Raw genomic sequence first — 12,237 nt, 5'->3', positions numbered from 1 at the left:
CAATGAATAATACAGAAACGCTGTTTGATGAAAGGTTGAGATTTATTAAGCAAAAGCATAAAAACCTGATTGAAAGGAAAAACAATGCTTTGTTCAGCGATAATGGAGTGTATAATCGCCATGAAATTCCAATTCTTACCCGCGAACATGTCCCTTTGCACTGGCGTTACGATTTGAACAAAGAAACTAATCCCTATCTCATGGAACGTATTGGTTTTAATGCTACGTTTAATGCCGGGGCAATTAAATTCAACGATAAATATGTTTTGCTTGTACGTGTAGAAGGTAATGATCGAAAATCATTTTTTGCCGTGGCAGAAAGTCCGAATGGGATTGATAATTTCAAGTTTTGGGATCGGCCAGTTACCCTACCTCAAACCGAAGAACCCGATGTGAACGTGTACGATATGCGGTTGACCCAACACGATGATGGATGGATTTATGGTGTGTTTTGCACCGAGCGAAAAGACCCGACTGCACCAGAAGGTGATACTTCTGGTGCGATAGCTGCTGCGGGTATTGTCCGTACACGGGACTTGGTCAAATGGGAACGTTTGCCGGATCTGATTTCTACCAGTGGTCAACAGCGTAATGTCGTTCTTTTTCCGCACCTTATAGGGGGCAAATATGCATTTTATACCCGCCCTCAGGATGGTTTTATTGATACAGGTAAAGGTGGAGGGATTGGATTTGGGATGTGTGATTATATTGAGAATCCTAAGGTAGAAGAGGAAGTTATCGTAGATGCAAAAACTTATCATACGGTTTACGAGGTTAAAAATGGATTGGGACCTGTACCGATTCGCACAGAATTTGGTTGGTTACAACTGGCACATGGGGTACGTAACACCGCAGCTGGGCTACGATACACACTGTATATGTTTATGACAGATTTGGAACGTCCGTGGATAATTACACACAAACCTCACGGACATTTTATCGCTCCACTCATGAACGAGCGTGTTGGTGATGTGTCGAATGTTGTCTTTTCGAATGGATGGATAAAGGACGAAGATGGGAAAGTGTTTATTTATTATGCATCGTCTGATACTCGTATGCATGTTGCAACAACGACGGTTGAAAAGCTGGTTGATTATTGCGTGAATTCGCCCCAGGATAAGCTCCATTCGCATTTATCGGTTCAAACTATCAATGGTCTGGTGAACAAGAATCATGACTTTATGAATTTAGTTTAATCGAGTTGTAATGGAGTTAGAATTGAAAGATAAGAAACAGCAACTACAACTTATGCAGCCAGAGCTAAAGTATGAGTTGTCCCGGATTCTCGATTTTTGGAGTACTAAAGCTGTGGATTTGGAATTTGGAGGTTTTGTCGGGCAAATTAATTCTGCCGGAGAAATTATTTCTGGAACAGGCAAAGGAGCAGTTTTAAATACCCGGATCCTTTGGACCTTTTCTACCGCTTATCGTTTATGTTCCGATGAGTTATATCTAAGGATGGCAGATCGTGCTTATGAGTATTTACTTTCTCATTTCTGGGATCGAGAAAACGGTGGTTTGTACTGGGAGTGTGATTATTTGGGAAATCCGCTAAATACACGAAAACAGGCCTATGCTCAGGGCTTTGGTATTTACGCATTTTCTGAGTACTATTTGGCTAGGGGCAAGGAGGAAAGTCTTGAATATGCGTTAAGCTTGTTTGATTTACTGGAAGATAAATTTAGAGATTCAGAATTTGAAGGCTATTTAGAGGCCTTAAGTGTTGACTTTCAGTCGTTGGGAGATATGCGTCTGAGTCCTAAAGATGCGAATTTTCCCAAGTCAATGAATACACATTTGCATATTTTGGAACCTTATACTAATTTTTACAAGGCATGGCCTGATGAGCAATTAAAAGAACGTATTCTGGTTTTGCTAAATCTTTTTCAGGAGCAAATTATTGATCAGGAAAGTGGTCATTTCAATCTGTTTTTTGATAGGGACTGGACTGTTCAATCTAACAATGTTTCTTACGGGCATGATATTGAAGGAGCCTGGTTGTTGAACGAAGCCGCTATTGAAACAAAGGATCTTACTGTTATTCAGTCTGTGCGAGAATCAGCACTTAAGTTAGTTGAAGTTACGCTGGATGAAGGAACTGACATGGATGGATCAGTTTGGTATGAGAGAGAAGGAAATTATATTGATAAAGATCGCCATTGGTGGGTGCAAGCCGAAGCAATGGTTGGACTTATGGATGCGTGGGAGATTTGCAGTGATGAACGGTATATTCAGAACCTGACAAGGACTTGGGAATACATTAAAAAGAACTTACTGGATACTAAAAATGGAGAGTGGTTTTGGAGTATAAACAATGGCGGACTTCCAAATTTGAAGGAAGATAAAGCTGGATTCTGGAAATGCCCTTATCATAACAGTAGAGCTCTGATTGAACTAATAAAACGGATCTCAAATTTGGAATTAAAAAGATGACAGAAGCTCTTAAACTTAAAGAAAAAGTCGCTTACGGTTTCGGAGATTTTGCCTCTTCCTTGTTTTGGAAGATATTCTCGATGTTTTTAATGTATTATTACACCGACATCGTTAATCTTTCTCCTCAAAGTGTTGGTACCATGCTATTACTAACGCGTTTATGGGATGGTATTAATGATCCACTTATGGGAATTATTGCCGACCGGACAAAAACTAAACATGGGAAATTTAGACCATTTCTTTTATGGGGGGCTATCCCTTTTGGTCTAATTGGAATTATTACTTTTTCCATGCCAGACTTAGGACCAGGTGGAAAGTTGATTTATGCTTACATCACATACACAATGATGATGATGGTGTATACTGTTGTGAATGTACCTTATTCTTCACTACTGGGTGTGATGACAGACAAACCGAAAGAAAGAACGAGTTTATCATCGTTTAGGTTCATCGGTGCTTATGCCGGAGGTATGGTAATGACTGCCTCTATTCCTCATTTGTTACAATTCTTCAATTCGATGGAATTATCAGATGCCCGTGGTTTTCAATTGTCGGTAATAATTTATGCAATTATAGCCGCATTTTTCTTCATCATGACTTATGCCTGGACAAAGGAGCGTTTGAAACCCGTTAGTGAAAAAGTTGCCATTAAGAGCGATTTAAAGGATTTAGCGAAGAACGGACAATGGTTTATCATGCTGGGAGCTTGCATTTCTGTACTCATATTTAACTCGCTACGCGATGGCAGTATTCAGTATTATTTTAAATACTATATACAGGATCAGAATCTGCCCTTATTAGGCGAGGTTGCGTGGGAGAAATTATCCGGTGCTTATATGACCGTGTGGTTAGGAAGTAATATGCTTGGAGTATTATTTGCAAATCCAGCATCTGGTTTTCTGGGAAAAAGAAATGCTTTTATTTATGCGATGCTTTTGGCAGCAGCACTAAGTGCAGTGCTATTCTTTTTGAAGCCCGAGCAAATACTGCTGATTTTTATATTGAATTTATTAATCGGCTTAGCAGCGGGCATTGTTTTACCTCTGATTTGGAGTATGTATGCTGATATATCTGATTATTCTGAATACAAAACTGGTCGTCGTGCTACCGGTTTGATATTTTCTTCGTCCAGCATGTCTCAGAAAATGGGATGGACATTGGGAGGCGCAATCACAGGATGGATACTGGCTGCTTATGGTTTTGAAGCGAATACCGTTCAATCTAAAGAATCAATTACCGGAATACGGATGTTGATCAGTATATACCCGGCAATAGGTGCAGGGGTTGCTGTTTTATTTCTTATGGCTTATCGTTTGAGTGATAAGTTTATGGAAAAGATTACCCTTGAACTTCGGGAAATGAGAAAAACTAAGAATTAAAAATACACAAATGAAACGAGCATAATTAAGTGCCTCTTTCTTTAGAGGAGCGGGCTTATGCGAGTTATATGAGTCACCTTTTAAAGTTATTAAATTTAAACTAATGAAAAAGATACAATTATTAGCGCTTGGCCTTTTGCTTTCTGTTGTAATGTTTGCAGCAGAAGGAGATTTGTTAATTTCTACAAAAAATACATCTTTAGTGCTATCTGCACGTGTTGGAGAGGAGTTGCAATTCATTTACTATGGAGAAAAGATATCCTTAAATGAAGTTTCACAGATTTATGACACAGGAGTTGCTGCCAATCGTCCTGCTTACCCTGTATTCGGTATTGAGTGTTCATCAGAAGCAGCATTGCAGGTGCAACATGCTGATGGTAACTTATCGTTGGATATGGTTATTTCTGACATAAATGAAAGGGAAAGCGACAAGGCTACCTTTACTGAAATTACCATGAACGATAAAATATACCCTTTTGAAATTAAGGTTGTATATAAATCATATAAAAACTCTGATATTATTGAAACCTGGAGCGAAATAATGCACAACGAGAAAGGGGATGTGAAATTACAGCAATTTGCATCTGCCTATTTACCTATTCGTAAGAATGACGTATGGATTTCTCATTTATATGGTTCCTGGGCAAATGAAAGCAGAGTGGTAACGGAGCCACTACAGCCAGGCATGAAAGTAATTAAAAATAAGGATGGTGTGCGCAATTCACATACTGATCATGCGGAGGTGATGATCTCTCTAAATGGTAAGCCACAGGAACAGGAAGGTCAGGTAATTGGCGCTGCACTTTGTTGGGGAGGTAATTTCCGCCTTCGTTTTGACACCGATGACAGCAATTATCACTCATTTTTTGCAGGTATTAACGAAGATGCTTCAGAATACATACTGGAAGCAAATGAAGTTTTTGTTACCCCGGAACTGGCTTTAACATATAGTAATGATGGTTTGGGGGGAGTAAGTCGAAATTTTCATGAATGGGCGAGAAATGGAAAAATTCATGGAGGTAAGCAAAAGAGAGACATCTTGTTGAATAGTTGGGAAGGCGTTTATTTCGATATCAGCGAGCAAGGTATGGAACAAATGATGGAGGATATTGCCGATATGGGAGGCGAGCTTTTTGTGATGGATGATGGTTGGTTTGGAAATAAATATCAACGAAACAGCGATAACTCATCGTTAGGTGATTGGGTTGTAGATAAGAACAAATTACCTAACGGAATTGATGCATTGGTGCAAAGTTCAGAAAAAAACGATATAAAATTCGGAATATGGGTTGAGCCGGAAATGACGAATACGGTAAGTGAGCTTTACGAAAAGCATCCAGACTGGATTATTTGTCAACCTAATCGTGAACCCCGGCCTGGTCGTGGAGGAACTCAATTGGTGCTGGACTTATCAAATCCGCAAGTACAGGATTTTATATACACAACTATCGACAACCTGATGACCCGTAATCCAGACATTGCTTACATAAAATGGGATGCTAATATGAATATTGCCAATTATGGTTCCTCCTATTTACCAGCCGGTAAACAATCCCATCTTTATATTGACTACCATAGGGGATTTAGAAAAATAATGGAAAGAATCCGGGCTAAATATCCCGACTTAGTAATACAAGCCTGTGCCAGCGGAGGAGGACGTGCTAATTATGGGGTATTGCCTAATTTCGATGAATTTTGGGTAAGTGATAATACGGAAGCCCTGCAAAGAATATATATGCAGTGGGGAGTGTCCTATTTCTACCCGGCTGTTGCTATGGCCTCTCATGTTGGTTCTTCTCCTAATCATCAAACAGGACGAATAATGCCTTTGAAATTTCGTTTTGATGTGGCGATGACAGGACGTTTGGGAATGGAGATGCAACCCAAAGATATGACAAATGAAGAAAAGGATTTTTCCAGGGAAGCAATCAATACTTATAAAGAAATTCGTCAGGTTATCCAGCAAGGCGATTTGTACCGACTAATCTCTCCATACGATGATAAAGGCGTTGCCTCACTAATGTATTGCACTCCAGAGAAAGACCGTGCTGTATTTTTTGCATTTAAAACTGAACATTATCATGGTCAAGTAATTCCTCGTTTTCGCATGTCGGGTTTGGACAAAAACAAAAGATATAGAATAGTGGAAATTAATAAGGAAGATAAAGAAACTCTTTCAATAGAAGGGAAAGTATTTAGAGGTAATCTGTTGATGGAATTGGGAATAGAGCTACCACTAGCAGACGAGTACTCAAGCCGTGTTCTTCAACTATACGAAATGAATTAAAGTGACCATTTTAAATATTTGTTTTGAAGGAGGTTTTAGAAAAATATTAATCAGAATTAAAAGTATTTTCTATAAAAAAATAAATCTTTTTTTGAAGAATGTGTCCAATGATTAGTATGCTTAGTTGATTCAAATTAGATCCATCTGTGATAACATTCCAAGTAGAATAAATACTCACAGGGCATTCTTGAGGTATAGACGAATTGAGTTACACAAATATTATTGTTCTGAAGAGAAATACTAGGATCAGAAGGAGTATAGAACACATTATTGTAAGTTTTGGTATTAATCTTCAAGTTGCATATCGCAACATGTATTACGAGGCACTATATGCTTCCAGAATTTGCGATAAATAAAAATTTAAATTTAATCTATGAAATAGAAAATTCACATTACACCATTTATATACAGTTTGGACTATATGGTATTGTTCGCTGTATAAATAAAAAAGCATAGAATCATGGATAACCAATCATACAATAAAACCATCGAGGAACTGGAAGAAACCTTATCCCAGTTAAAAACACAGACACAAAATTTTGTGGAGTTAACCGAAAAAGCCATGGGGCTATGCGATAGTGTAATGATGAAATTGCGTGAGTCAGTAATAAAGAACGGTTTTAAAAGCGAAGAAGAAGAAATCTACTTTTTCAAGCATATTAAGCCTCGGATCAATAGTAAGCTTTTCTTTTACACGGAGGTTTTTGATTTAGAATCCTACAGACCAGAAGGAGGGAAGAAATTGCAAGTGAAATTCTTACAGGACAAGAGTAAGGAAATCTGTGATTATGTAAATGCGAACAAAGCATTTTATCAGTACTATAAACGATCACGAACCGACTTTGATCATATCTATTTTCTCAGAGGAAATGTAGATTCACGCATTCATAAAGACAGTATTCATGCACATGCAAATCCAAAATTTTCTACCGGCTATGATTATACGCTGGCGAAGATTATGGCCTACGAACAACTGAAAAAGTACATTCGTAACGAAATTCGGAAACTAAAAGGTAACGAAGAATTTGTCAGCAACTTATACTGGACAAATCCTAATATTGATGCATTGGAAATAGTGTATTCACTTTTTTTGGCTAAAGCCATTAATAACGGGAAGGCTAGCCGAATAGAAATTGCCCGTGCCTTCGAAAAAATGTTCAATATTAAATTTAAGGACATTTATGGCACATTTAAAGAAATGCGCGGCAGAAGTGAGCAAATCAGTTTTCTGAAACATTTAATAGAAGTTTTACAAAAGCGAATGGATGATATGGATGAATAAGTGTAAACGAATAATTGAATAGAAACATCAAAATGACATAAGAAATGAGTAAGAATTGAATTATCTTTGTAGTAGAAATACGAGATCTTCTCACCAACAGGGAAAGGTGAGCGAAATGATATTAGAGCGTTAGCTTTTATTCTTGAACTGAAAAACCGCTAATTTTTAAAGTATAACGAGAATGTAAGTATGACGCCCACGATTTGCGTGGGGCGTACTTGTCCGTTATACAAGGGTTTAGCGGCCCTTCAGTTCAGATAATGTATTAGTCCCACGCTACTTTTTTAATTTACTGTTTTAGGGACAGAACAGTAACCAAAATAACAACACATGACTTTTTCGGAAAGAAGCATTAAGTATGCAGATTTACTTGTGCCTTTAAAAAAATGCCCGCTTGGCGAAGCTGTGCCGGATTGCCCCTTTGTGGAATACTGGCAGATTGAAGACCTGGCGAAACGTATGAACCTTATAGAGGAACTGTCGGAAGAAAAACTGGATGAACTTCGAGAGTTTCACCGCAAGTGCCTGGCAATAAAAATTAAACAGGCACAAAAGGAATCGGCAGAGCATTATAAAAGTCAAAAAGTATAATTTTTTTTTGTTTTTATAATGAGTTGTTGTTGAGTATATTGAATACTTGACAGGTCACACTTACCTCCAAAAAACAACACCCCAGTAGGGTGTTCATGGGGAATAAAATCCAGTTAGACTTTTCAAATTTGGCAAAACGCAAATTGTATCATTTAAAAACAAAACGTTATGCCAACAGAAATTGTAACCACCGACGATCTTCGGGAATTCAAACTTGAATTACTCAAAGAAATCAAACTACTCTTCGCCGCTCATCACGGGCAACCCACCAAAAAATGGTTAAAATCTTACGAAGTAAGAAAGCTTTTGGGAATCTCTCCTGGAACCCTTCAGAACATGCGTATAAACGGGACTCTGGCCTTTACCAAAATTGGCGGTGTAATCTTCTACGACAGCGAAGAAATCCAGAAAATGATGGTAAAAAACCGGGTGCATAATCGCTTTGACCTGGGCCGGAAAAAATGAATTATATCCGGCACCTGCGCGGTTTTTTTGACCACCTGGAAACAGATGCTAACATCACATCACAGCACATCAGCCTGTATATGGCACTTTTTAACCTCTGGAACCTGAACCGCTTCAGGGAACAATTTGAAATCAACAGGCAGGATGTGATGGCCATGGCCCGGATCGGATCCAAAACCACCTATTCGAAGTGTATGAAAGAATTGAACGACTGGGGATATATCCGGTATTCGCCGGGAGCTAATCGCTACCAGGTAAGCAAAGTTAGCTGTACCAGATTCGGGACCGCTACTGGGACCACTACCGGGACTGCTACCGGGACCACTAGTGGGACACCTTTTATAAACTATATAAACAAGAAAAACAATAAAGAAGATTCCTCCCAAAATTTGAAAAAAAATGGAAGAAAAAAACAAAACGGAAAAGCCAATCCCCTCCATGTCGAAACCGATAAAGATTATTCCGAACCCTTATAAGGAGATCGCCAGTTTTGAAAACGGGAAACACCAGTTTGGGTTCAAAGCCTGTCGAAAGTGGCTGGAAGACCTGGGGAAAAAAACTTACGGGGCACAATTCCGTTTGTATCCTGAGGATTCAGAATTGCTTTACCGTTTGATTGTTTATGCCATTGAAGACAAAGACGTAGCCCCAAAATGGAACCTGGACCTGAAAAAAGGAATTTTACTTACCGGCCCCATAGGTTGCGGAAAAACCACACTAATGAGCCTGGTAAAATATTTTTTTCAACACGGAAAGCAATTTCGGGTAGTGTCAGCTCGTGATATCAGTTTTGAATTTGAAAAAGAAGGTTACAAGGTTATTAATCGTTACAGCAAAAATCCTGCAAACCTGTCTTATTCCAATCCCGTTCCAAACATTTATTGTTTTGATGACCTGGGGGTCGAGCAGGTTCAAAAGCACTTCGGTAATGAATGTAACGTGATGGGAGAGATCTTGCTTAGCCGTTATGACCTGTTTGTTTCAAAAGGAATTCCTACACACCTGACCACCAACTTATCTGCCAGTGAAATAGAAGAAAAATACGGCAATCGTGTCCGCAGCCGTATGCGTGAAATGTTTAACCTGATTGCATTTGACAAAAATGCCGGAGATAAACGGATATAATTGATATTGGCTACGGATTAATCATAGTTGATTGGCCGTTTCATCATTATGTCTGTCTGCTTGTCATCACCCAACTGGAAAACATGCTTGTCAAATTCTGTAAATCCATTTTTCTTATAAAAGTGGATTGCTCGAGGATTCTCCTCCCATACACCAAGCCAAATAAATTCTACGCCTTTTTGTTCTGAAATCTCAATTGCTTTTTCATACAAAATTTGTCCAACTTTCTTTCCATGAAATTCTTTTAAGACATAAATACGCTCAATTTCAAGTGCATTTTTATCCGAATTTTCAGTCTGTGATTCTCCCCAGTTAACTTTAAGGTAGCCAACTACTTTTTCATCGGTTAGTGCAAAATAAAATGCAGAATTATGGTCGGATAATTCAGTTTCCAATTTTGATATGGAGAAGGAGTTGTCTAAATACTCTTGCATATTTTCAGTACTGTTACTGGCTTCAAATGTCTCTTTAAAAGTCTTTTTGCCAATCTCCTGCACCAAATGAATATCATCTGATTTTACTTCTCTGATTTTTATATCGTGGGCTTTCATGACTTAGTTTGTTTATATCAAAGGGATAATTGAATCTTTTCTGTAAAACGGGACAAATTTAGTAATAATGAACTAAACCTTGAAAGTTGGAGCCGAATTTTAATCTTCCATTGCATCGGCCCATCATTCCGCATGCTGAATCTGTTCTACTCATCATTCTCAGGAATTTTCTCTCCTGTTGATATCCCGGAATGAAAAGCCTTATGCACCCCACGGCAAGAGCCGGAATTCCGGTATGCTTTGCTCAAGGCCTTCCCCTGTATTCCCTTCACCCGCCCCGCATTTTCGTCCGCCCCTGATCCGCCCAAAGCGAAAACCCGGAACAGGCTCCGGTCAGCGCTTCCTTGTTTCGCTGAGCTTCCCTGCATTCCTGCACTTGCCTTTAGCCTGCCCGCAATTAAAATTTTACAGGTAATTTAAGGTATTTTTCCAGTGCCCCGGCACATTCCCCTGACCGCCTGCAACGCTTCCTAAACCCGTTCGCCCACTCACGGGAAACGGTCGCTTGTTTCGCCGTTACAGGGGAAAGAGCCTACAGGCACCGCACGAAAAGAGCCATCCTTTTGTTTCACACCAGTCCTGCACTTTTCTTTAGCCGCCCACAAATACGGCTTTACAGGTGTTAATAAGTTAACAGGTAGAAAAACCAAAAAGAAACCCAAGATCGCCAGCCTCCCCACAAAACCCTCCCACAGAAAAATGCAAGATCAAGATGAATGCCCCGGATTACTGATTTTACAGGTTTATTTAGCTGTAATTACTGGTTCCGTGGCAATCCTGCATTTTATCCACGGCTGTCAGTTTCATTGGTTTCTTTTCTTTTTTTCCCTTTTTTCTTTTCTTTTGAGGGAAAGTTATTTTACTATTTAAAAACAATTGAAAGCATTTTAAATGTAATTGTTAATAGTATTTTCAATCAAAGCTTATTTTCCTCCAGATACGAATAATTCTGATGATATAGAAGGAATTTATTTAACCATATAAAACACCCCAGTAGGGTGTTCATGGGGTGAAACTTAAGTTGAAGTCCATCACATTTGCAAAACCGGATAGGTGCCGAATTCAAGCCATCCGGAAAGAAAAGAAACTTAAAACTTAAGGCAAATGTTTGGAATCAATCAAATCACCTGGTCAGAATTTTTATCCTTTCTCGCGCTATGCCTGGCAGCATGGTACATGCTTATAATTCTTTATTCCTGGTCCAAATCAAAGAAAAAAGAAAATGAGCAGCACTATGAAACCAGTGAGGCTGAAATTATCCCCGGAACAGGATTACAACCCATCGCTGTTTATTCCAATGAACTTCCCTCAACGATTTTACCGGTAAATCCTGTCGAAAACCAGCGGGTTGAAGCATCGATGTATGAAGAGACCGGAATAGATGATGGAATGGCACTGGACCATTTTACACAAAAGAACCATCCGGCTCTGGCAGCTAAGATCGACGATTTTCAATGTCAACAATAATCCATTAAAAATTAAAATTATGAGAAAACAAATGCAGGCGATTTATCGCAGGGGCATGGCACTAATGGCTATGCTGGTATTGGGAGTGTATAACGCCATGGCACAAAGCTCGGCCGGGATCGATCAGGCAACCACGGAAGTCAATTCTTATGTGGATCCTGTGGCTAACCTGATTATTGCCATCGGGGCAGTAGTGGGACTGATCGGCGGAGTGCGTGTCTACATTAAATGGCAGAGTGGGGACCAGGATACGCAAAAGGCCATTATGGGATGGTTTGGAGCATGTCTCTTCCTGATTCTTGTTGGCGTAGTAATCCGCTCATTCTTTGCTTAACAAATTATCGGTGGGGAGACCGGACAGTGTGACTATGTAGTTATTGAGGGACGATCCTGTATCGTTCCTCAATCTTCTCTCACCATCTAAATCAACAAGTAAAGATGAAAAAATACACCATTCAAAAGATAGACACTAACCTTTATATCAAAGGATTTTCCGGGCAGCTGGTTTACCTGGCACTTTACGGAATACTGCTTACACTAATCGTATTTGTAGTGCTCTATATGGAAACGCCAGTCAAATTGACCACCCAAGGCCAATTTAAATTGACCATCGACGCCGGAGTAAATTGACCACCGACCATTTTCCACAAAAAAGAG

General features: G+C 39.3%; 13 protein-coding genes. 12 read left to right on the top strand and 1 reads right to left on the bottom strand.

Annotation, left to right across the window (positions count from 1 at the left end):
• The first annotated feature begins 2 nt into the window (after positions 1–2).
• The 9 genes from BMW53_RS18890 (at position 3) to BMW53_RS18850 (ending at position 9,562) form a co-directional block, all read left to right on the top strand.
• Positions 3–1,196, top strand: a complete 1,194-nt coding sequence (locus BMW53_RS18890) for a glycoside hydrolase family 130 protein (RefSeq protein ID WP_038563603.1) — start codon at positions 3–5, stop codon at positions 1,194–1,196.
• A gap of 10 nt (positions 1,197–1,206) precedes the next feature.
• The gene (locus BMW53_RS18885) at positions 1,207–2,433 is read left to right on the top strand and encodes an AGE family epimerase/isomerase (RefSeq protein WP_051567535.1); all 1,227 of its coding nucleotides are present in this window, start codon (positions 1,207–1,209) and stop codon (positions 2,431–2,433) included.
• Complete coding sequence (locus BMW53_RS18880) at positions 2,430–3,812, top strand: MFS transporter (RefSeq protein WP_038554967.1); 1,383 nt, start codon at positions 2,430–2,432, stop codon at positions 3,810–3,812. The genes BMW53_RS18885 and BMW53_RS18880 overlap by 4 nt, the downstream gene beginning before the upstream one ends.
• A gap of 103 nt (positions 3,813–3,915) precedes the next feature.
• Positions 3,916–6,099, top strand: a complete 2,184-nt coding sequence (locus BMW53_RS18875; RefSeq protein ID WP_038554964.1) for an alpha-galactosidase — start codon at positions 3,916–3,918, stop codon at positions 6,097–6,099.
• Positions 6,100–6,559: 460 nt separating this feature from the next.
• Positions 6,560–7,381, top strand: coding sequence for an RteC domain-containing protein (locus BMW53_RS18870; RefSeq protein WP_038554961.1), 822 nt, complete (start codon positions 6,560–6,562; stop codon positions 7,379–7,381).
• A gap of 330 nt (positions 7,382–7,711) precedes the next feature.
• A complete protein-coding gene (locus tag BMW53_RS18865) occupies positions 7,712–7,972 on the top strand; it encodes a hypothetical protein (RefSeq protein ID WP_038554957.1) in 261 nt (86 codons plus the stop codon).
• A gap of 168 nt (positions 7,973–8,140) precedes the next feature.
• The gene (locus BMW53_RS18860; protein ID WP_038554954.1) at positions 8,141–8,437 is read left to right on the top strand and encodes a helix-turn-helix domain-containing protein; all 297 of its coding nucleotides are present in this window, start codon (positions 8,141–8,143) and stop codon (positions 8,435–8,437) included.
• A complete protein-coding gene (locus tag BMW53_RS18855; protein ID WP_038554950.1) occupies positions 8,434–8,913 on the top strand; it encodes a hypothetical protein in 480 nt (159 codons plus the stop codon). Before BMW53_RS18860 ends, BMW53_RS18855 begins: the two co-directional genes overlap by 4 nt.
• Positions 8,837–9,562: an ATP-binding protein gene (locus BMW53_RS18850; protein WP_245749071.1), complete on the top strand. Its 726-nt coding sequence runs from the start codon at positions 8,837–8,839 to the stop codon at positions 9,560–9,562. The genes BMW53_RS18855 and BMW53_RS18850 overlap by 77 nt, the downstream gene beginning before the upstream one ends.
• Before the next feature lie 17 nt (positions 9,563–9,579).
• Here BMW53_RS18850 and BMW53_RS18845 read toward each other — a convergent pair whose 3' ends face one another.
• Positions 9,580–10,113, bottom strand: coding sequence for a GNAT family N-acetyltransferase (locus BMW53_RS18845; RefSeq protein ID WP_038554948.1), 534 nt, complete (start codon positions 10,111–10,113; stop codon positions 9,580–9,582).
• A 1,104-nt stretch (positions 10,114–11,217) separates the two neighbouring features.
• Between BMW53_RS18845 and BMW53_RS18835 the strand changes: the two genes are divergently transcribed.
• The 3 genes from BMW53_RS18835 (at position 11,218) to BMW53_RS18825 (ending at position 12,210) form a co-directional block, all read left to right on the top strand.
• A complete protein-coding gene (locus tag BMW53_RS18835) occupies positions 11,218–11,580 on the top strand; it encodes a hypothetical protein (RefSeq protein WP_139178262.1) in 363 nt (120 codons plus the stop codon).
• A gap of 19 nt (positions 11,581–11,599) precedes the next feature.
• Positions 11,600–11,914 (top strand): DUF4134 domain-containing protein, encoded by a 315-nt coding sequence (locus BMW53_RS18830; RefSeq protein WP_038554939.1) that lies wholly within the window; start codon positions 11,600–11,602, stop codon positions 11,912–11,914.
• Positions 11,915–12,018: 104 nt separating this feature from the next.
• Entirely contained in the window at positions 12,019–12,210 is a 192-nt protein-coding gene (locus BMW53_RS18825) for a DUF4133 domain-containing protein (RefSeq protein WP_038554936.1), read from the top strand.
• Positions 12,211–12,237: the final 27 nt, after the last annotated feature.

The sequence above is a fragment of the Draconibacterium orientale genome, assembly GCF_900111425.1.
Lineage (GTDB): Bacteria > Bacteroidota > Bacteroidia > Bacteroidales > Prolixibacteraceae > Draconibacterium > Draconibacterium orientale.
This window is presented reverse-complemented; position numbering and strand designations above follow the sequence as displayed.